The sequence below is a fragment of the Patescibacteria group bacterium genome (genome assembly GCA_023473585.1).
Lineage (GTDB): Bacteria > Patescibacteriota > Microgenomatia > JAMCYU01 > JAMCYU01 > JAMCYU01.
On sequence record JAMCYU010000008.1, the window covers coordinates 15,303 to 34,015 of the forward strand.

Consider the following 18,713-nt stretch of genomic DNA (forward strand, 5'->3'; position numbering starts at 1 on the left):
GCTCTTCTCACTTTTCCGCTGGTTACGGCTATTTTTTTAGCTCTATTTTTCATGTATCCATCGTCACAAGAACATCCTGAGCTGTCTGAATTGCATTCACAATCTCTGGCCCCCCAAATTCTTTTGTGTAGCTTACTAATGGCCGAGCATTTTTCATTTCTATATTAATCATTTAATATATCACCTCCTTTCAAAAATTTGCCTTTTACCAATTGCTAAGACCATTATGGTGGATTCTTCTATTCCGTCAATATCAAGTAAATTATTGATTTTATCATCCAAAAAACCACCTATTGCACAACAGCCTAATTTTAATGACGTAGAAACAAGGTAGGCGTTTTGAGACATGTGCCCAGCATCAATCATGACAAATCGATATCCTCTAAGGCTATATTTCATCTCTGACCGCCAAAAAACACTTGTAAATAGTAAAAGCAAGGCTGCGTGTTTTATCCATGGCTGATCAAAGCAGCTAAATATATTAGATTCAAAATTCTTCCCCGTCCAAAGATATTCTAAAGAATGGCTAATTACATTATAGTGATATATACCTTTATTCAGATTGTTGATATTTAGTATTACTGGATAAACTTCAATCGGATATCGCGCTCCCGCAGAGGGATAGAATCTATTATTTTTCTCCTTTCTTTGACCGAATGAATAAAAGAGTAAAGAAGAAAAAACGTTTTGGCTCAAAGACTCATTGGAAAAATCACGAATACTAGATCTTTTGATTAGACACTTATCTAAAGAGGGTAAATCTTTTATAATGGGGGCTAATTTTATTTTATTAAAACGAGGGTAGGTTTTATAATGAATTTCCGTCCATTCTCTCGGCCATTCGCCTGGCTTATGTTTATTACCGACAAAATCTCTAGTTTTTGTCTTATCGTGAAATTCTTGCGTAGTCGAATATTTAATATGTGGCAAGTTTTTATCCATGTTTATTATATAAAAGGGTGCGGAATATTATTAATAGGCTTCTCAACCTTATAACCAAGTAGTTTTGGAACCTCGTATAGTCTTTTAACCCCTAAGTATTTATATGCCTCGTCAACATAAAATGGGTAGAGTTCGGGAATAATAACTTTTATTACATAAAATCCTGTAGCTCCTATAGGCTTTGGGGTTAAATTTACAAAATATGTTCTTAAATGATTTTCTTCTAATATTTTTAAGACTTCTTTTAAGATTGGTCCAGAATCGTAATTTGTAAATTTGGGGTATTTTTTTAATTTTTTCGGTTTTTGTTTTGTCCAGAAATCAAGGTACTTCAATTTAGATTGATCATACCAATACATCCCTCTATCTTCTGCACTAGATATTTCTTCTGGATTTATTTTTTGAGTTTTTATATGATGATATTCGTAATATTCTCTCATCCATCCAATGACATGTAAACTTTCTTCAAAAGAATTGCAAATGGCTTTGTATGGGTCAAGATTAGATTTAAGCCCGATAGTAACAGGGTCACCGATACCAGTTCTATCTATCAACAGTGTGGCAAATGAAGGAATATTTATATCTGTAGTTATGTCAATAACATGTGCCTCTAGCCTATATCTTTTAGTAATATCAATAATCTTTTGGATTGATTTTCTATTTATTTTAGATAAATCTACTTTATAACCATGTAATCTCTTCAAATAGTGGATCATGAATGAATCTCTTTCAATTGTTTCATATATTCCTCTTAAAATAGCTGCTGCCTTACTTCCTCCGCCGGCTGTTCCAGTGCTTATGTTTAACCTTATATATCTTTCTCCCGCTATCGGTCTATAGTTAAAATAGATCAATTGCGCCGGTATGAATTTACTGGTTATTGTCTCTGGGCTTATTTCAAAACCCTTCATCCATGAAAAAACAGAATTGTTGTCAAAATTAAATATCTCGAATCCTTTTTCCAAAAGTTGTTTTTTTGAAAAAGCCGAAAAATCTTTTGGGTCGACCGCTTTGTTTTTTCCTAATTCAGAGAAACTATTCTTTATAAAATTTGATTGAAAATATGAACTAGAATAATATCTTTCGAGAGCTTCAGCGACACACTTTAAATATGCTTCCTTTTCAGAAAATAAAGATGTTCCGCCGCTATTGTCTCGGCTTCTTGGATTTCCGTCACCCGTTTTTTTAGAGACTTCTTTTACCCTACATATAAAATGAAAAAATTTAGGCTCATCATTATACAGGGGAACTCTATATATATTTTCGATAAAGCTCAACTGGGGAATAATTTTACAAAAGGAAGTAAGCAACTTGTCAATCGATTTTTCCGAATCGCGGAATAAAAGCTGGTCCATATATAATAATTAGATTATACTACCAATGTAAATTAAATTCAACAAATTGTATGGGTTGCGGATTTTTTCGCCATTCTTATAAAATAGACTCTCTTTACCTTACCTGTTAAACCACTCTTCCAAAATCTTTTTGGCGATCACGGTTCGACCGCTGTCCTACCCAATTCCTTGGCTTTTTCACGAAAGAAATTTTTTATTTTATCTAGGGTCAAGGGCTTAATCATTTTCGGCAAAGTTTCAAAATCCTCAACCTTCAAAAAATCCGAGGACAGATTATAAGCCTCAATTTCCTGATGAAATTTTATTCGTACTCCTTCAATCAAATCCCAAAGACCAAATTGCGGTTCAAGATAGTAAAGATCAACAAAATCTTTGATGTCTGTTCTTCTAATAATGGTTGAAAGTTTATTAATCGCAATGTCCAGAAGGCTATCAACGTAAATTCCGTCCTGCAAAATACTTTTTTCAACTCTTTTATAAGAATAATTATTAAAGTCAATTTTTAAAAACGGCTCTTTGCCAAAATCAAGAAAAAACATATTAACTGTTTCTATTGTTTCTACTTGATATTTAAAATGGTATTCCTCGCTCAAACTATCCATAAAGGAAATAATAATTTGCGGGTCGAATTTCTTTTCTGAAAAGATATCAATATCTTCTGAATAACGATGGTGAAGATAAAATTCCGATAAAGCCGTACCGCCGGTAAAATAGAAATTTTCGCGGATAAAATCGTTTGTCCTTATCCCATCCAGAATGGTTTTTTGTTCTGGGGTGAGGATTGATATTTGCCCCATATTAAAAGCTCCATAAGCCGTCTTCTCACGGCAAAAAGATTAGGAACTAATTTGTCCCAGTATTTTTTGACCAAAGACAGTTTTATTTTTTTCTTGCCTGGGCCGTAATTTAACATTCTCTCCAGAATAAAAATCCGACCCTTTTCGGTTTTTTGCAGTTCCTTCTCATCATAATCCCAAAGATAAGCAGAGCTTTTCTGCGAATAAACCATACGGAGATATTATCTCAAATTTACCTTGACTTGACAAGGAGGAGGAGGAGTAAGATATGGAAAATTCTGTCCGGAAAGGAAAAAATTATGTCACCAGCCATTGAATGCAAAGATTGTGGTAAAAGATTTAAAACGCCAGTTACAAACAAAGCCACCCCCGAAGAAATGGCAAGGATGATTAACGAGGCTTGTTGCCATGCTGCTGTCGAATGTTTAGGCGGTCTTTTTATGAAAGGCCCATCAGGAAAACCACACGCAGAAACAATAGCAGCGACTGGGTATTGGTTTGAACCAGTTACCGGCCAAACCCAATATGGATTTGAATTTCATCAGAAAAAACCTATCACTAAGGAAAAGTGATATGCTTTTTTTATCTACCTGTTAAACCATTCTTCCAAAATCTTTTTGGCAATCGGCGCGGCGACGTTGGAACCTTCACCGCCTCCTTCCACCAAAACGGTTATTGTTAATTCGGGTTCGTCTGCAGGGGCCGCCTTCGCTGACTTTTCGGCGGGCAAGGGGGCGAAGACCGTAAACCAGGCGTGGGTTTTATTCTGCGGATCGCCGTATTCCGCCGTCCCTGTCTTGCAGGCCACCGAAATTTTTCTCTCTCCGAACTCCGAACTCTGAACTTTAAACTCAAAAAACGGCCAACCCGTCCCCCCGGTCGAACACGCCTCTTTCATCCCCTCCTTAATTAAACCGATGGTTTCTTTTTTAAGGCCCAAATCTTTACAGTCCTGGTTTTTCAGTAAAGTCGGCCGGCAAAGCTTGCCGCCATTGGCAATGACATTCGTCCAAAAATTCGCCTGGAGGGGCGTCACCTGCAAATCTCCCTGACCAATGGCTAAATGATAGGTGTCGCCCAAATACCACTCGTCCCCGCGGGTTTTTTTGCGCCACTCCGGCGTCGGCATGACCCCGGCCGCTTCACCGGGCAAGTCAATACCTAAAATTTTGCCGACGCCCATTTTTCCGGCCCATTGAGCCAACTTTTCCACTCCCACCCACTCCCCGACTTTATAGAAATAAATGTCGTTTGATCTTTTTAAAGCCGTGACAATATTTAAAAGACCATCGGTTTTGCCGTACTGCAGCCAAAACCAATTAGGATATTTATAAGGACCAATCGTAATCACCCCGGTATCCTCAACCAAAGTTTCCTTATCAATTTTTCCGGTTTCCAAACCGGCGGTGGCCGTGATAATTTTGAAAATTGAACCGGGCGGATAAAGACCGGAAATCGTCCGATCAAACATCGGTTTTTCCAAATCTTCCAGCGTTTTTTGACTGATTTCGTTAGGATCAAAAGTCGGTGAGGAATATAAGGCTAAAATTTCGCCGGTTTGCGGTTGGGAAACCAAAACGGCGCCCGTTTTTCCTTCCAAAGCGTCAGCGGCGACTTTTTGAAGGTTTAAATCAATCGTCAAATCCAGTGCCTCTCCGGCAACCGGCTCAATCTTACCTAAAGTTTTAAGTTTAGAGCCGGCCGCGTCAACTTCAATCAATTCTTTGCCGTCAACACCGCGCAAGGTTTTTTCATGTTGCTCCTCAACACCGGTCCTGCCTTTTAAATCGCCCAGTTTATAATCCAAGCTTTTTAAGCTTTCGGCGTCAAGTTCCTTATCGGTAACCTCGCCGATATAGCCCAAAACATGAGCTAAAATTCCTCCCCAGGGATATTCTCTTTTTAAGTCCGTGATTAAACGCCCCGCCTCCGTTCCTCCTTTGGTTTCCATCGCCAAAGCCTCTTCGCGGCTGATGACTTGGCAATCATTTCTTCTTCCCGCTTGATTGCCGGCATCACATTTTTTATAAACCGGCGTGTTTCTGACCAAAACCTGGCGGTGACGATCATAAATAATGCCCCGAGGGGCTCTGATAAATTTTTCCTGAATGCGATTACCCTCGGAAAGATCGCGGAAATAACCACCCCGAACCACGGTTAAATCAATTAAACGGATGATCAGAAACCAAAAAGAAAAAATTAAAAGAAGATAGAAAGGTAAATAGCGCCATCTCATCTTTCTTGGTTTATCTTAGGAATTTTTTTAAAAAACGGCAAAAAGAAAATAATCAAGACTGAATTTACCAGTATTTGCCAGGGAATTAAAACTTGCTTAAAAAGCCAGTGATCAAGAAAAACCGTGATTAAGGATACCGGCCATAAAAAAGCGACTTTATCGGCCCGAAAGCGATTTTTATAAACATAAATTAAAAAACTGACGGTTAAGAAAAAAAGACTGGAAGAACCCAAAGGTTGACCTTTAAGAATGTCCAAAATAAGACCGGCGAAAAAGGCCACGACAAAGCCTTCCTCGGCCACTTTTAAAGCCGACCACAAGACAATAACCAGCAAAACCAGGTTCAAAGAAGTCACCGTTGCCTCTAACAACGAAAAGAAAAAAATAAGAGAAAAAAGAAAGATTAAGGACATTATTTTAGTAAAAAAACATTTTCCAGTTTGGCAAAGTCTAAAAGCGATTCGACTCCCGCTTTTTGGAAAGGGTCAACTTCGTTTTTGCTTATTTTCCCGATTTTACCCAGGAGAAGATCGCGCGCGTAGCCGCCTTCCCCTGTCGTCACGACCAAATCACCGGTTTCTAAAATTTCCGACTGTAAAACCTTGGTCAAAACGGCTTTGGTGCCGAATTCACCGACGACTAGCCCTCTGGCGCCGGTTTTGAAAGTTCTCACCGGAATTTTGGAATCAGGATCAATCGGCAAAAGGACCTGACTGGTTTGCGGCGTTACCGCCGTCACTTTTCCCAGTAAAATATTTTCCGAAATAACGGTGGCGCCGACTTGAACCTTATCTTTTTCACCTTTATCAATAACCAGATATCTAACCAAGCCCAACGTCTTCGCCGGAAGAAATTGGTAACTGGCCGGCAACGGCGCCTCCAATTGTTGACGCAGAGCCTTATTTTCCTCTGCCAAAAGCCCCATTTGTAAGGTTTGGTTTTGTAACGTCTTCACTTCTTTTTCAAGCTTAACAATCTTTTGCTCATTCGTTCGCCAGGAAATTAAAGCCTGAAAGGTTTGCCTTCCTCCCTGCCAGGTTTGGAAAATGCCGCCTCTTAAGGGCAGGGTAATTTTTTCGGCTAAAACCCTTAAAGGTTTTAACAATCCGGCGTTCTCCGTCAAAATCACAAACAGAGTGATGAAGATAAAAAATAAAAAAAGCGGTAAAAGTTGTTTCCTCGGCATAGGCTAAATTAGATTTTAAGCTTTTACCTTTCAAGAAGCAAGAATTCTTATCTTAGGAACGAAGCAGGAAATACCAACCGATCCAAAAAACCAGAAAAGAGAGTAAGAAACCGCCTAAAAGCTGCGCGGGGGTGTGTTTATGGCGGACATAACGCGACCAGGCAATCGGCGGCAAAAAAAGATAAAGGAAAAAAAACCCGGGAAAAAGATAGTTAAGAATGTTGATAAAAAGCGTGTCAACAAGCAGATGAATGCTTATTTTCCAAAAAAGGGTGATTAAGGTCGCCAGGAAAAAAGCCAGGGAAAAAATTAAATAAAGATTCCCGGCCAGGCTGTTGCCGAAAAAATAGACAATCATCGTCCCCAGAAAAAAAAGAAACGAGAGAATTAAATAAAAATTGATTCTTTCCAACCTTTTTGTCATCTCCCAGTCAGAAATCCAGCCTTTTTTCATAAAAATTGTCCATAAAATCGCCGGCACGACAAGGTCAATGAAAAAAATCAAAGGCAGAATTAATTTTTCCTGATCAAAGGTAAGATGGGCTTTCAAAATGACCAAAAGCAAAAGCAAAGGAAAAGTGAAGGACGGATTAAAAAGAAAACTGATCAAGGCCGCTGTTTTCTTTTTCACCGTAAGCCTCCGGTCACTCTGACTTGAGCCAGCAACGCCTCATCTTCCAAGACCTTACCGCAACCCTTAACGACACAGGTTTGCGGATCATCGGCTCGCCAGACCGGCATTTTCGTCTCTTGAGCGACCAATTTTTCCATTCCCGCCAAAAGCGAACCGCCGCCGGCCAAGGCTAAACCTCTTTCCATTAAATCACCAACCAGCTCCGGCGGTGTCTCTTCGATAATTTCCGCAATCCCTTCCGTAATTTCGTTCAAAACCGGCGCCAAAGCTTCGCGTATCTCGGCGCTGCCGATTTTAATCGATTTGGGCAACCCGGTTTCCAGGTCGCGGCCTCTTATAACCGTGTTTTTTTCTTCAGCCAAGGGATAAGCCGAACCGATTTGCATTTTAACCTCTTCGGCGGTCGTCTCGCCGATTAAAAGGGAATATTTAAGACGGCAAAAAGCAATAATCGCCTCGTCCATTTCATCGCCGGCAGTTCGTAAACACCTGGAAACGACAATTCCGCCCAAAGAAATGACCGCCATCTCCGTCGTTCCCCCGCCGATGTCACAGATAAAAGACCCGCCGGCATCTTTAATGGGTAAACCGGCCCCGATCGCAGCCGCCATCGGCTCTTCAATTAAATAGGCCTTGCGGGCGCCGGCCGCCAAAGCCGCTTCCTGAACCGCCCGTCGCTCCACTTCGGTCACCCCGGAAGGAATCCCGATGACCACTCTTGGCCGAGCCACCGTCGGCATAAAATTTCTGGGGAATTGGTCAGGATCAGCTCTTTGGTGGACTTTCTTAATATAAGAGGTTAAAATCGCTTCCGTCGCGTCAAAATCAGCAATGACGCCGTCGCGCAAAGGCCGGAAAGCTTCGATCGTTCCCGGCGTTTTTCCCATCATTTTTTTGGCTTCAAAACCAATGGCTAGGATTCTTTTCGTTTTTTTTTGTCTGGCCACACACGAAGGTTCGCGGATGACAATCCCCTTGCCTTTAACCAAAACGAGGATATTGGCCGTCCCCAAATCAATGGCTAAATCATGGGAAAATAAGGCAAAGATGGAATCGAACATCATGATTAAAAATCATTTTATCACATCCCAATTTTTTGTGATATACTAGGCTCATGAAAGTGAGCCGGCTTTGTGAGCGAGTGATCGTCTTTGGCTTTTCTTCTCTCTTTTTCTTCATCCCCCTGCTTTTAACGCCTCTTAATTACGAGCTTTTTGAATATAACAAAATGATGGCTGTTTACGCTTTAACGACGCTTATCGTCGTCGCCTGGCTTGGCAAAATGGTCGGTCAAAAGAAGATAATTTTTCAAAGGACCCCCTTTGATCTGCCAATTCTGCTCTTTTTCACAACGCAATTATTAAGTACCTTTGTTTCATTAGATCGGCACGTTTCGCTTTGGGGCTATTATTCGCGCTTTCACGGCGGTTTGATCTCAACTATAAGTTACCTTCTTCTTTATTACGCTTTGGTCAGTAATCTCGATCGCGAAAGGGTCATTAAACTTTTCAAAATCTCTTTATTGTCAGGCTTGCTCGTTTCTTTTTACGGCTTTTTGGAGCATTTCGGGATTGACAAAGATCTTTGGGTTCAGGACGTCATGAATCGGGTTTTCTCAACTTTGGGTCAGCCGAATTGGCTCGCCGCTTATCTTGTCATTCTTTTACCCTTAACCTGGGCATTCATTCTCATTTCCGATGGTAAATCATGGGTGATGGATCGAAGGACAATCTTCTATTATCTAGTATCTATAATCTATTATTTGACGCTTCTTTTTACCAAATCCCGTTCGGGTCTTATCGCTTTCGGTCTTACTTATTTGCTTTTTTGGAGCGGCTTTTTTGTTGCCAATAAACAAAATTTAAAAGTTATCTTGCGTCCTTTTCTTTTCCTTACGCTTTCTTATTTTTTCCTTCTTTTAATCGTCGGCACCCCCTGGACACCGAAAATCCAGGAGTTTATTGTAAAACCGGCCCAAACTGCCGTTTTAAAACCCTTGGGAACCGCCATGGAAACCGGCGGCACCGAGTCGGGAGAGATCAGAAAAATCGTTTGGAAGGGAGCCTGGGATATTGCCCGCCATTACCCGCTTTTCGGCTCCGGGGTGGAAACCTTTGCTTATGCTTATTATCAATATCGTCCCCAAGAACACAATTTGGTCTCCGAATGGGACTTTTTATACAATAAAGCGCATAACGAATATCTAAACTACGCAGCGACGACCGGCTTCGTCGGTTTGGGAAGCTATTTACTCTTGATCGGGTGGATCATCGTGTGGAACACCAAGAAAATTTTCAATTTTAAATTAGACCAATTAGAAATTAGACCAATTAGAAATTTGTTAATCGCTCTTTTCTCCGGTTGGCTCTCGATTTTAATCACCAACTTTTTCGGCTTTTCCGTCGTCACCGTCGCCCTTTACTTTTACTTGATTCCGGGGATGAGTTGGCTTATTTTCACCAAACAAAACACGGAAAAAGCAATCCCGCAAAATCCTTTGTCGCCAAAACAAAAAGTTTTTTTGCTTCTTTTAGTGTTTTCTCTTTTTTCTTTTCTTTTTTCACTGGGCAGAATGTGGTATGCCGACACGGTTTTTAACAAAGGTTATCTTTTAACCAAGTCCGACTCTTATAAAGACGCTTATTTTGCTTATCATGAGGCTATAAATCTTAATCAGGGCGAACCCTTTTACCGGGATGAACTTGCCTATACGGCGGCACTTTTAGCTTCGGCGGCCTGGGAACAAAAAGAAGCCACTGTCTCTTCGCAATTGGCCGACGAAGCGATTGCCCAAAATAAATTAGCCTTAAAGATTTCACCTTTCAACGTCAATTTTTGGAAAACCCAAACTAAGGTTTATTATACCTTAGCCACGATTGATCCCAAATATAACGAGGACGCTTTGACGGCCATTATGAAGGCGCAAAAACTGGCGCCGACGGACGCGAAAATTTCTTACAATCTGGCTCTGCTTTATGGCAGAAACAATAATCCCAAAATGGCGATCAAAACTTTAGAAGATACCGTTTCCCTAAAGCCAAATTATCAGGACGCGCGGTTCGCTTTGGCCTTGTATTATAAAGAGGCCGGCCGCCAAGATGAGGCCATAATTCAGCTTCGGTATATTTTGGAAAAAATCTCAAGTGATGCCGCTTCGGTTAAAGACAAACTCAAAGAATGGGGTCAATGAAAGAAGCGATTCTCTACGAAAAACTAAAAGATGCCTCGGTACGCTGTCATGTCTGTCGGCGTCAGTGTTTAATTGCCAAGGATCAGGTTGGTTACTGTCAAACCAGAAAAAATTTTGCGGGCAAGCTTTATACGACTGTTTACGGCTTAGTCTCTTCCTGTTATAACGATCCGATCGAAAAAAAACCGGTTTTCCATTTTAAACCGGGCTCCTTATGTTTTTCCCTGGGGACTTTCGGCTGTAACTTTCGCTGTCGCTTTTGTCAAAACTGGGAAATCGCCTATGCCGACCCTTCAGCCAAAAACTTTAAGGCTGAAACTTCTAAACTGCAAATAACGCCGGGGGCAGCCTGCAAAATGGCTCTTATACAGGACGCCAAAGGTATTGCCTTAACCTACAACGAGCCGGTAATCTGGCTTGAATACGGCCTCGATCTGTTCAAATTGGCCAAAGCGGAAAACCTTTATACGGTTTGGGTCACCAACGGTTATGCAAGTCAGGAAGCAATTGATCAAATTGCTCCCTATCTTGATGTGTATCGGGTCGATTTAAAATCCCTTGACGATAAATTCTATCAGCAATTAATCAAAATCCCCCGGGCGGCGGACATTTTCAAAATGACCAAATATGTCCATGATCAATATCCCAAGATTCATCTTGAGACCGTCACTAATATTGTCCCCGGTTGGAATGATGGCCCCAAAATGCTTACCAAAATCGCCCGGTTTATTAAGGAAAATTTGGGCGTTAAAACGCCATGGCACGTTACCCGTTTTTACCCTGATGCCGAAATGCAGGACGTCCCGCCGACTCCCGAAGCAACGCTTTTTAGAGCCAGAGAGATCGGCCTGAAAGAGGGCTTAAAATTCGTTTATATCGGCAATTTAGCGGTTGAGGGAGAAGACGACACTTTTTGCCCCAAATGCGGCCAATTGGCGATTAAAAGAGACGGCTATCAAGTCGAAATTTTAGGCGTTGACCAAAAAGGCCATTGTCTAAAATGCCAAGATGACTTAAAAATTATAATGTGATAGGATAATTTTATATGAATGAATTCAGTGAAACGCCAGTAAAAAGCAGCAACCCGGTCAGACAATTTTTGGGAAAAGTTTTTGATGCCATGGATCCGGTCCCTCCGGTGCCAAAAGAAAATATCACTCCCCAGATCACGGCCCAAAGACTCCTTGAGAATATGGGAAATCCGATCAGAGAAAAAGTTCTCGGCCAAGACACTTATTGGGACAATCCGTTTTCTCTAAGAGACGTTTTAGCTGCCTTAGGACATATCCCTCTTTTTACTGCTCAAGATCACTTTGACGTCTTTCCCCAGGAATGTCAAGCAACCGGAAAAGCTCTGCAAGAATTGGTTAATCGGGGCGCTTTGCAAATTGTTCCCCAAGAAAAAGCCGATCGTTATAATCAAAGAGTTTATTGGCGCGTTATTGATGAAGCAAAATTAAAAGAAATCGCCCGGGGAAAACCAACAGCTAAACCTTAAATTATGTTTGTTTTTGGTTGTCTTTCTCCTCATCCGCCTCTGCTTTTGCCAAATATTGGCAGCCCCGCTGACCGCCGAAAAGTCAAACACACCATTTCAGCTCTTACATCTTTGGCGCCAAAACTCGAAAAAGCCAAACCGGATATCGTGATTATCTCCAGTCCCCATCCCGACTGGGGTATCAATGTCCCCCTGTATTTTTTAAATCCTAATTTCCAATTTCTAAATTCTAAACAAATTTTAATGTCCAATGACCAATTCTTAATTAAAAAATTAGGTCAATTATTTAGGAATTCAGATTTAGAAATTAAAAATTCCGCAATTTTGCCTATCCTAACAACGTTAAACTCACCTCAGAAACATTATCGCTATGGCCAAGAAATAATTAAGGCTATTCCTCCAAAATTGCGGCTGGCCTGGATTGCCTCAGGCGATATGAGCCATCGGCTTAAAAAAGACGGACCTTACGGTTTTCATCCTTCCGGCCCTAAATTTGACCAGAAATTTATTGAACTTTTAAAGAAGAAGAACACCCGGGGAATTTTAAATTTGGATCCGGAATTGGCCGAAGAAGCCGGCGAATGCGGCCTGCGAAGTTTTTGCCTCCTTTTAGGTGCCCTGGAACAGGAAAAAATTAATTGGCAACCGGAAATCTTATCATATGAGGGGCCGTTTGGCGTCGGTTATCTGGTCGCAAAACTTTATGATTGATTCTTATCTTTTATTAGCGCAAAAAACCGTTGAGGAGTATGTTAAAACGGGCCAGGTTATTTCTTTGCCCAGGGACTTGCCGAAAGAAATGCTGACTAAAAAAGCCGGCGTCTTTATTTCAATTCACCAAAAAGACGGTTCTTTAAGAGGCTGTATCGGAACATTTCTGCCTACGCAGGATAACCTCGCCCACGAGATTGTCCGTAATGCTATCGAATCGGCCACAGCCGATCCCCGCTTTTCGGCAATTTTGGCCCAAGAATTGCCTGATTTAGTTTACAGCGTTGATATTCTCTCCGAACCGGAACCGGCCGAGAAAAAAGATCTTAACCCCAAAAAATACGGTCTGATTGTCACCACGGCTGACGGCCGCCGCGGCCTGCTTCTGCCCGATTTGGAAGGGGTGGAGACAATCGAGCAACAAATATCTGTCTGCCGGCAAAAAGCCGGAATTGCCGAAACCGAACCGGTTTCCTTTTTGCGCTTCCGGGTAGAAAGACACGCGGAAAAATGATAAAATCGGCTCATGGAAATTGTTAAAATTCCCCATCCGGTTCTTTTTCAAAAGGCAAAGCCGGTTGAAAAAATTGATAAAAAGATCCTGGAACTAGTTGAGGAAATGAAAAAAACGCTCTTGGCAGCGGAAAATCCGAAAGGGGTTGGTCTGGCCGCTCCCCAAGTCGGTAAGCCGCTGCGGATTTTTTTAACAAAGCCCTGGCCGAAATCGACAATTGGCGTTTTTATTAATCCCGAATTAAAAGACCAGTCCGAGGAATTAACCAGTGGTGTCCCCGAAAGGGATAATAAGCAGAGCTTTTCTTCGAATAAACTCGAAGGCTGTCTTTCCATCCCTAAAATTTGGGGCGTGGTTAAAAGACACGAAAGGGTTACTCTTAAATACCAAACACCCGACGGCAAAACGCATGTGAAAAAATTCTCCGGCTTTATGGCCACCATTATTCAGCATGAGATGGACCATTTAGACGGCCGCCTTTTCTCTTCCCGAACCGTCGAGCAAAAGGGTAAGTTTTATCAAATTGAAAAAAATAAAAAGGGCGAAGAAGAACTGATAGAAATAGAATTAGCCTAAGATGATTAATACAGTTTTTTTTGGCACACCTGATTTCGTCTTACCGATTTGCGAGGCCCTACGTGATTTAAAAGAATTCCACCTTGCCGCTGTTATTACCAGTCCTGATAAACCGGTTGGCCGCAAGCAAATTCTCACTCCTTCTCCTGTCAAACAATGGGCGCTTAGTCATAAAATCCCAGTTTTTACTCCGGAAAAACTATCTACTACTAATTCCCAATTCCCATTATCCAATATCCAAGGTGATCTTGGCGTTCTCGCCGCTTACGGCAAGATCATTCCCCAGGAAATCATTGATTTTTTTCCCAAGGGCATTTTGGTTATCCATCCTTCGCTTTTACCCAAATACCGCGGCGCCTCGCCGGTCCCGGCCGCAATTTTAGCAGGCGACAAGGAAACCGGCGTGACCATTTTTAAAATGGATAACCTCATGGATCACGGTCCCATCGTTACCCAGTTTAGAGAAAAAATAAAAGCCGACGACACCACCGAAAGCCTTTTGACTAGGCTTTTTAGTAAGACAACGGATATCTTATTAACAATCTTAAAGCCATATATTGAAGACAAAATTATTCCAACAATTCAGGACCATAAAAAAGCGACTTTTTGTCCTCTTCTTAAAAAGGAAGATGGTAAAATTAACTGGCATTGGCCCACTCCTAAAATTGACCGTTTGGTTCGCGCCATGATTCCCTGGCCGGGAGCCTTTACTTACATAACACTAAACACTAAACGCCAAATACCAATTGTTAAGCGGTTAAAAATTTTAGAAACCCACTTATCGCTTAATACTAAATACTTGATACTTGATACTGTCCAACTGGAAGGCAAAAATCCTGTTTCGTGGCGACAATTTAAACAAGCTTATCCCGAATTCGAGGTTACTTTTTAATCGTTTTTTTCGTTCTCACCGGCTTTTTTGTTTCTTTTTCGGGAGTTCTTTTTTTGCTTCTAATTTATAAGTCGCGATCTTGCCTTCTTTTTTGGCTTTAGAATAACATTTCATGCAGATTTTAATCTTTTTAGAGTCAGACGGATTTCCGGCCACCAGGATTTTCGCCAAACGTAAATTAGGCAAAAAGACTCTTTTGGTCCGGCGTTTTGAATAGGAAACATTATGACCAACCCTTTTTCCTTTACCGCAAATTTCGCATACTTGAGCCATAGACACCCCCTTTTAGAATAGGTTATACTATATCATAGGCAAACCTGATTTAGCAACAAATAGAATATTACCAATACTTACCAATGTCAAATTCAAATAATCAATCAGAAAATAAAAAATATCAAAAACAAAAAACCATTGATATCCATGACCGAATCTATAAATTTGTAACCCGGGTTATTGAACTTACTAAAGCTCTCCCAAAAACTTCTCAAAATCTTGTTTTAATTAATCAGGTTATGCGTTCGGCTACTTCGATGGGGGCAAACGACCAAGAAGCTGATGGTAGTATCACCAAAAAAGATTTTATTCACTGTCTCACAACCGTAAGAAAAGAAAGCAAAGAAACAAATTATTGGCTAACTCTTATTGCCGATACTAATTTGTCGATTAAGCCACGAATGAACGCCATACTCCAAGAAAATAAAGAAATCATCAAAATTATCAGCAGTATTATTACCAATACCAAATCCAAGATGTAATATTGGCTTATTTGTAGTATTATATTAGATTATTGGTAGTATTAGTATTTATTGGTAGTATTTTTAATTAAAATATGTTGGGTGAGCTTTTCAATAACCCGTTTTCCTTTTTTGTTTGGACATTGTCTTTACTTGTCGCCATTACCATTCATGAATTCTCTCACGCCTGGGCTTCTGACCGCTTAGGCGACCCCACCGCCCGCTTAATGGGCCGGCTGACCTTAAATCCCCTGGTTCATCTTGATCCTCTGGGAACTTTATTTTTGCTTTTCGCCCGCTTCGGCTGGGGCAAACCCGTTCCCTTTGACCCTTTTAATCTTAAAAATCCCCGCCGCGATGCCGCCTTAATTTCTTTAGCCGGACCGGGTTCCAATTTAATGACCGCCATCATTTTGTCTTTTATTTTGAAAATTATCCCCGGTCTACCTTTTTCTTTAACCGCTTACCTTCTTATTCAGACTCTTCTGGTTCCCCTCATCATTATGTCGGTTTCTTTGGGAATTTTTAACCTTCTTCCGGTTTCGCCCCTGGACGGCTTTAAGATCGTGGCCGGTTTTCTACCGAAAAATTTGGCTTCTCAATGGGAAGAGTTGGAAAATTACGGCCTGTTGTTTTTGCTTTTAATGCTTTTTCCCATGGCCGGCGGTTCGCTTTTGACCAATATCATGAATCCTCTTCTTAATTTTGTCCTCACTCTTCTTCTCCCCGGCCTGGGCACGATTATTTAATGTCTTGACACGTTGATCTATTTTGTGCTAGTCTGAAATTGCCCTGGTTTTAAGGCGTGGAGTAAGACTATTTTCCTCTACAGTTTCATTAAACTTAAGGGCGGGGCGAATTGCTGAAGTCTGCGGATTTTAGCTGAGCCCTCCCACCTGGATTATCCGGGGAAACTTCTTACTTACTGCCTAAAACTGGGGCATTTTCGCTCTCCTTCTTCTTTGTGATATAATTTTCCTGAAATCAAGCTGATGTAGCTCAATGGTAGAGCAGCTGTTTTGTAAACAGCAGGTTGTCGGTTCGAGCCCGACCGTCAGCTCAAAAAAGGCCGGGATACTCAAGTGGCCAACGAGGGCAGTCTGTAAAACTGCTGGCGTAAGCCTACGTAGGTTCGAATCCTGCTCCCGGCACTTCCGCAAGCTTTGTCCGCTCAGTAACTGCTCTCTTGAAAAGATCTAAAACTCATGGTATCTTGATCATATGTTGGATAAAAACGATCTTTCGCAAATCAAAAAAATCGTTCACGAAGAAACGACTAAAATTATTGACGCTAAACTAAAACCTATCAAACAGGATATTGCCCAAATCAGAAACGATCAAAAAACCATTATCGCCTTTTTCGACCGAGAATATTTAGATTTAAGAAAAAGGGTCGAAAGAATCGAAGGGCACCTCAATCTACCTCCTCTTTCCCAAGCTCAATAATTACTAGTTTTAAACGTATGGTATGAGCTACGATACATCTTCGACGCTCCCTTGAAATCTTTCGCGCGCGCAAAAAACAGATCGTCTGTTCCTTTGAAATTATTCTACCCACATCTCTTTTTCCTCAAGATTGACTTCTGGGAGTGAAACATTAACCTCCAAAAACCTGGCCGGCTGGGTCTTTTTTTCGGTATAAATCGCCCCAACGGTTTGGGTTTTTAACCCATCATATCCGTAGGCACCAAGATAATGAATGTGGCCGGCAAAGAGTTCTCTAACCTTAAGGGCCTTAAACTCTCTAACTAAATTCGCGGCTTGACTCGCTACCTCCGGACTATCCTCACCCATAATATGGCTTAAATAAGCATGATTTAAGGGCATATGGGTAAAAACCAGACAATAAATTTTCGGGCATTCCTGTAACTCTTGCCTCAACCACGTCCCTTGATTCTCGCCGTTTAAACCGGTTACACCCTCAACGCCCAATTGACCATCGGCATTATTGACCAAAATAAATTTGATTTTTTGGTTTTGAAACGACCGGAAGTCCGGCCCAAAAACCTCACGGAAATAATTAATCCCCGAAGCCCATAAATCGTGATTGCCGGGTAAAACAAAATACGGCAATTCATTTTTCTCCAAAACGGCCTTAACTTTTTTAAGCTCCACTAGCTCTCCCGAAGTCGTCAGGTCACCGGCAATCACCAGGAATTCACTTTTATCAGCCTTAACCCTGTCAATCGCCTTTTGCAGGCTTTCGGTATCGCTATGGATATCCGATAAAACGGCAAAACGGAAAGACGTTGCCGAAACTTTAGGTAAAGGAGAAATCGTTTCCTTAGGAGAGATTTCTTTGCCTTTAAGGAAAAGAAAAGGGACTAAAACCAAAAGCAGAAAAAAGAAAAATAAAATCCGGCGCAAGATTTTCATAAACCACGTTTTAAGTATAGCTTATTCCTTCAAATTTTTCTTAAAAAATTCCAAATCCCGCGCCGTAACCTGATCCCAATTGATGCTTAAATTATGATTATCGCCCTGATAAGTAAAATAAGTCACCGGTTTCCCCAAATTTTTCAGTCTTTGGACAAAATCTTCGGTCCAACCCACTTCAATATATTCGTCCCCTGTCCCCTGGTGAACCTGTATTGGCGCTTTAATATCGGCCAAATAAGTAGTCGTAGAAAATTTTTGCGGATTATAATCTTTAACAAAAAAGTCTAATCTTTGTTTGACTTTTAAACCCAAATCGTCAAGTTGATCCATGTAGGTCGTCACGGACTCGGGAAAACCCTTAGTTACCGGTGCCCAAAGAACCGTCGGGATCATTTTTTGACTTATTTCCAAAACCGAGATGGCAATTTGACCGCCGTTGGAATGTCCCCAGAGGAAAATTTTATCGGCTTTGGCCTGATTAAGCGTCTTAACTGAAGCGAAAAGATCCAAAACAGCAACCGGCCGGTAAAACCGGTCTTCCAAAATATCGGGGTAAGTCGTATCCGAATAACCGAAACCTAAAAAATCGGGCGCCAAAGTTATAAATCCGTTTTCGGCAAAAAAAGCCGCCGGTTTTTTCGTCCCCATGCCGGTTGTGTAAATTTTATCGTCAACATACCCGCGCAACATAAGAACAACCGGAAATTTACCCTCGCCTTTGGGCAAATTTAACTGACCACTGATCTTTTTGCCGTCGGATTGGTAAAAAAAGACATAACTTGTATATTTTTCCTTTTTCTCCAAAACCCGGCCGATCTCGATTTGACTACCGATAAAAAGTCTTTTTTGCAAATTTTCAAAGGCGTATTTTTCCAAAAGGCCAGGTTCTTTGGGTTTGTCGGATAAAGGAGAAACCACCGGCAGATTCTTTTTAGCCGAGGTCGTTTGCGAATAAACAAAACCGGCAGTGACGAAAAGAAAAAGGATCGGTAAAAAGATTAATTTTTTCATTTTACGCTTCAGAATCATTTTAACACAACGTCGGTTTTGACCGGCGATGGCTTGACAA

The 18,713-nt window shown here is 41.2% G+C and carries 22 protein-coding genes, 2 tRNA genes and 1 pseudogene; 13 read left to right on the forward strand and 12 right to left on the reverse strand.

Going from position 1 to position 18,713, the window contains the following annotated elements; all coding sequences use genetic code 11:
• Positions 1-180: 180 nt before the first annotated feature.
• The 4 genes from M1575_02915 to M1575_02930 form a co-directional block, all read right to left on the reverse strand.
• Entirely contained in the window at positions 181-942 is a 762-nt protein-coding gene (locus M1575_02915) for a SagB/ThcOx family dehydrogenase (GenBank protein MCL5095656.1), read from the reverse strand.
• 5 nt (positions 943-947) lie between these two features.
• Entirely contained in the window at positions 948-2,297 is a 1,350-nt protein-coding gene (locus tag M1575_02920) for a YcaO-like family protein (GenBank protein MCL5095657.1), read from the reverse strand.
• Positions 2,298-2,434: 137 nt separating this feature from the next.
• Positions 2,435-3,094 carry a nucleotidyl transferase AbiEii/AbiGii toxin family protein gene (locus M1575_02925; GenBank protein ID MCL5095658.1) on the reverse strand — a complete coding sequence of 220 codons (660 nt, stop codon included), beginning with the start codon at positions 3,092-3,094 and terminating at the stop codon, positions 2,435-2,437.
• Positions 3,040-3,306, reverse strand: coding sequence for a hypothetical protein (locus M1575_02930; GenBank protein ID MCL5095659.1), 267 nt, complete (start codon positions 3,304-3,306; stop codon positions 3,040-3,042). The genes M1575_02925 and M1575_02930 overlap by 55 nt, the downstream gene beginning before the upstream one ends.
• 87 nt (positions 3,307-3,393) lie before the next feature.
• Between M1575_02930 and M1575_02935 the strand changes: the two genes are divergently transcribed.
• Complete coding sequence (locus tag M1575_02935) at positions 3,394-3,666, forward strand: hypothetical protein (protein MCL5095660.1); 273 nt, start codon at positions 3,394-3,396, stop codon at positions 3,664-3,666.
• 14 nt (positions 3,667-3,680) lie between these two features.
• Here M1575_02935 and M1575_02940 read toward each other — a convergent pair whose 3' ends face one another.
• The 5 genes from M1575_02940 to M1575_02960 are packed head-to-tail and all read right to left on the reverse strand — an operon-like array spanning position 3,681 to position 8,211.
• Positions 3,681-5,330, reverse strand: a complete 1,650-nt coding sequence (locus M1575_02940) for a penicillin-binding transpeptidase domain-containing protein (protein MCL5095661.1) — start codon at positions 5,328-5,330, stop codon at positions 3,681-3,683.
• On the reverse strand, positions 5,327-5,743 hold the full coding sequence (gene mreD, locus M1575_02945; GenBank protein ID MCL5095662.1) for a rod shape-determining protein MreD: 417 nt from the start codon (positions 5,741-5,743) through the stop codon (positions 5,327-5,329). Before mreD ends, M1575_02940 begins: the two co-directional genes overlap by 4 nt.
• Positions 5,743-6,516 carry a rod shape-determining protein MreC gene (locus M1575_02950; GenBank protein ID MCL5095663.1) on the reverse strand — a complete coding sequence of 258 codons (774 nt, stop codon included), beginning with the start codon at positions 6,514-6,516 and terminating at the stop codon, positions 5,743-5,745. Before M1575_02950 ends, mreD begins: the two co-directional genes overlap by 1 nt.
• Positions 6,517-6,568: 52 nt before the next feature.
• Positions 6,569-7,147 (reverse strand): hypothetical protein, encoded by a 579-nt coding sequence (locus M1575_02955; GenBank protein MCL5095664.1) that lies wholly within the window; start codon positions 7,145-7,147, stop codon positions 6,569-6,571.
• On the reverse strand, positions 7,144-8,211 hold the full coding sequence (locus tag M1575_02960) for a rod shape-determining protein (GenBank protein MCL5095665.1): 1,068 nt from the start codon (positions 8,209-8,211) through the stop codon (positions 7,144-7,146). Before M1575_02960 ends, M1575_02955 begins: the two co-directional genes overlap by 4 nt.
• A 53-nt stretch (positions 8,212-8,264) precedes the next feature.
• On the opposite strand from M1575_02960, the gene M1575_02965 reads away from it, so the two are divergent.
• The 7 genes from M1575_02965 to fmt are packed head-to-tail and all read left to right on the forward strand — an operon-like array spanning position 8,265 to position 14,531.
• On the forward strand, positions 8,265-10,340 hold the full coding sequence (locus M1575_02965) for an O-antigen ligase family protein (protein ID MCL5095666.1): 2,076 nt from the start codon (positions 8,265-8,267) through the stop codon (positions 10,338-10,340).
• The gene (gene amrS, locus M1575_02970) at positions 10,337-11,371 is read left to right on the forward strand and encodes an AmmeMemoRadiSam system radical SAM enzyme (protein ID MCL5095667.1); all 1,035 of its coding nucleotides are present in this window, start codon (positions 10,337-10,339) and stop codon (positions 11,369-11,371) included. Before M1575_02965 ends, amrS begins: the two co-directional genes overlap by 4 nt.
• Before the next feature lie 14 nt (positions 11,372-11,385).
• A complete protein-coding gene (locus tag M1575_02975) occupies positions 11,386-11,838 on the forward strand; it encodes a hypothetical protein (protein MCL5095668.1) in 453 nt (150 codons plus the stop codon).
• A 3-nt stretch (positions 11,839-11,841) separates the two neighbouring features.
• Entirely contained in the window at positions 11,842-12,549 is a 708-nt protein-coding gene (locus M1575_02980) for a hypothetical protein (GenBank protein MCL5095669.1), read from the forward strand.
• Complete coding sequence (amrA, locus tag M1575_02985; GenBank protein ID MCL5095670.1) at positions 12,542-13,063, forward strand: AmmeMemoRadiSam system protein A; 522 nt, start codon at positions 12,542-12,544, stop codon at positions 13,061-13,063. Before M1575_02980 ends, amrA begins: the two co-directional genes overlap by 8 nt.
• 12 nt (positions 13,064-13,075) lie before the next feature.
• Positions 13,076-13,639, forward strand: coding sequence for a peptide deformylase (def, locus tag M1575_02990; GenBank protein MCL5095671.1), 564 nt, complete (start codon positions 13,076-13,078; stop codon positions 13,637-13,639).
• Between the two features lies 1 nt (position 13,640).
• Positions 13,641-14,531, forward strand: a complete 891-nt coding sequence (fmt, locus tag M1575_02995) for a methionyl-tRNA formyltransferase (protein ID MCL5095672.1) — start codon at positions 13,641-13,643, stop codon at positions 14,529-14,531.
• A 105-nt stretch (positions 14,532-14,636) separates the two neighbouring features.
• Here the strand turns inward: fmt and rpmB are convergent.
• Positions 14,637-14,804 (reverse strand): annotated as a pseudogene (gene rpmB, locus M1575_03000) (50S ribosomal protein L28).
• Between the two features lie 83 nt (positions 14,805-14,887).
• Here rpmB and M1575_03005 point away from each other — a divergent pair.
• The 5 genes from M1575_03005 (at position 14,888) to M1575_03025 (ending at position 16,711) form a co-directional block, all read left to right on the forward strand.
• Positions 14,888-15,286, forward strand: a complete 399-nt coding sequence (locus M1575_03005; protein ID MCL5095673.1) for a four helix bundle protein — start codon at positions 14,888-14,890, stop codon at positions 15,284-15,286.
• Positions 15,287-15,360: 74 nt separating this feature from the next.
• The gene (locus M1575_03010; protein MCL5095674.1) at positions 15,361-16,014 is read left to right on the forward strand and encodes a site-2 protease family protein; all 654 of its coding nucleotides are present in this window, start codon (positions 15,361-15,363) and stop codon (positions 16,012-16,014) included.
• 239 nt (positions 16,015-16,253) lie between these two features.
• Positions 16,254-16,325, forward strand: a tRNA-Thr gene (locus M1575_03015).
• A gap of 8 nt (positions 16,326-16,333) precedes the next feature.
• Positions 16,334-16,416, forward strand: a tRNA-Tyr gene (locus M1575_03020).
• A gap of 70 nt (positions 16,417-16,486) precedes the next feature.
• The gene (locus tag M1575_03025) at positions 16,487-16,711 is read left to right on the forward strand and encodes a hypothetical protein (GenBank protein MCL5095675.1); all 225 of its coding nucleotides are present in this window, start codon (positions 16,487-16,489) and stop codon (positions 16,709-16,711) included.
• Positions 16,712-16,810: 99 nt separating this feature from the next.
• Here the strand turns inward: M1575_03025 and M1575_03030 are convergent, their stop codons facing one another.
• Positions 16,811-17,641, reverse strand: a complete 831-nt coding sequence (locus M1575_03030) for a metallophosphoesterase (GenBank protein MCL5095676.1) — start codon at positions 17,639-17,641, stop codon at positions 16,811-16,813.
• Positions 17,642-17,662: 21 nt separating this feature from the next.
• On the reverse strand, positions 17,663-18,655 hold the full coding sequence (locus M1575_03035; protein MCL5095677.1) for a prolyl oligopeptidase family serine peptidase: 993 nt from the start codon (positions 18,653-18,655) through the stop codon (positions 17,663-17,665).
• Between the last annotated feature and the right edge of the window lie 58 nt (positions 18,656-18,713).

Bases quoted from the DNA above. Each gene is read 5' to 3' on its own strand.
- M1575_03025 (MCL5095675.1), top strand. From the start codon at position 16,487: ATGTTGGATAAAAACGATCTTTCGCAAATCAAAAAAATCGTTCACGAA.
- M1575_03010 (MCL5095674.1), top strand. From the start codon at position 15,361: ATGTTGGGTGAGCTTTTCAATAACCCGTTTTCCTTTTTTGTTTGGACA.
- M1575_02960 (MCL5095665.1), bottom strand. From the start codon at position 8,211: ATGTTCGATTCCATCTTTGCCTTATTTTCCCATGATTTAGCCATTGAT.
- M1575_02950 (MCL5095663.1), bottom strand. From the start codon at position 6,516: ATGCCGAGGAAACAACTTTTACCGCTTTTTTTATTTTTTATCTTCATC.
- M1575_02965 (MCL5095666.1), top strand. From the start codon at position 8,265: ATGAAAGTGAGCCGGCTTTGTGAGCGAGTGATCGTCTTTGGCTTTTCT.
- M1575_02915 (MCL5095656.1), bottom strand. From the start codon at position 942: ATGGATAAAAACTTGCCACATATTAAATATTCGACTACGCAAGAATTT.
- M1575_02940 (MCL5095661.1), bottom strand. From the start codon at position 5,330: ATGAGATGGCGCTATTTACCTTTCTATCTTCTTTTAATTTTTTCTTTT.
- M1575_02920 (MCL5095657.1), bottom strand. From the start codon at position 2,297: ATGGACCAGCTTTTATTCCGCGATTCGGAAAAATCGATTGACAAGTTG.
- M1575_02925 (MCL5095658.1), bottom strand. From the start codon at position 3,094: ATGGGGCAAATATCAATCCTCACCCCAGAACAAAAAACCATTCTGGAT.
- M1575_02980 (MCL5095669.1), top strand. From the start codon at position 11,842: ATGTTTGTTTTTGGTTGTCTTTCTCCTCATCCGCCTCTGCTTTTGCCA.
- M1575_02930 (MCL5095659.1), bottom strand. From the start codon at position 3,306: ATGGTTTATTCGCAGAAAAGCTCTGCTTATCTTTGGGATTATGATGAG.
- M1575_03035 (MCL5095677.1), bottom strand. From the start codon at position 18,655: ATGAAAAAATTAATCTTTTTACCGATCCTTTTTCTTTTCGTCACTGCC.
- M1575_03030 (MCL5095676.1), bottom strand. From the start codon at position 17,641: ATGAAAATCTTGCGCCGGATTTTATTTTTCTTTTTTCTGCTTTTGGTT.
- amrS (MCL5095667.1), top strand. From the start codon at position 10,337: ATGAAAGAAGCGATTCTCTACGAAAAACTAAAAGATGCCTCGGTACGC.
- fmt (MCL5095672.1), top strand. From the start codon at position 13,641: ATGATTAATACAGTTTTTTTTGGCACACCTGATTTCGTCTTACCGATT.
- M1575_03005 (MCL5095673.1), top strand. From the start codon at position 14,888: ATGTCAAATTCAAATAATCAATCAGAAAATAAAAAATATCAAAAACAA.
- mreD (MCL5095662.1), bottom strand. From the start codon at position 5,743: ATGTCCTTAATCTTTCTTTTTTCTCTTATTTTTTTCTTTTCGTTGTTA.
- def (MCL5095671.1), top strand. From the start codon at position 13,076: ATGGAAATTGTTAAAATTCCCCATCCGGTTCTTTTTCAAAAGGCAAAG.
- amrA (MCL5095670.1), top strand. From the start codon at position 12,542: ATGATTGATTCTTATCTTTTATTAGCGCAAAAAACCGTTGAGGAGTAT.
- M1575_02975 (MCL5095668.1), top strand. From the start codon at position 11,386: ATGAATGAATTCAGTGAAACGCCAGTAAAAAGCAGCAACCCGGTCAGA.
- M1575_02935 (MCL5095660.1), top strand. From the start codon at position 3,394: ATGTCACCAGCCATTGAATGCAAAGATTGTGGTAAAAGATTTAAAACG.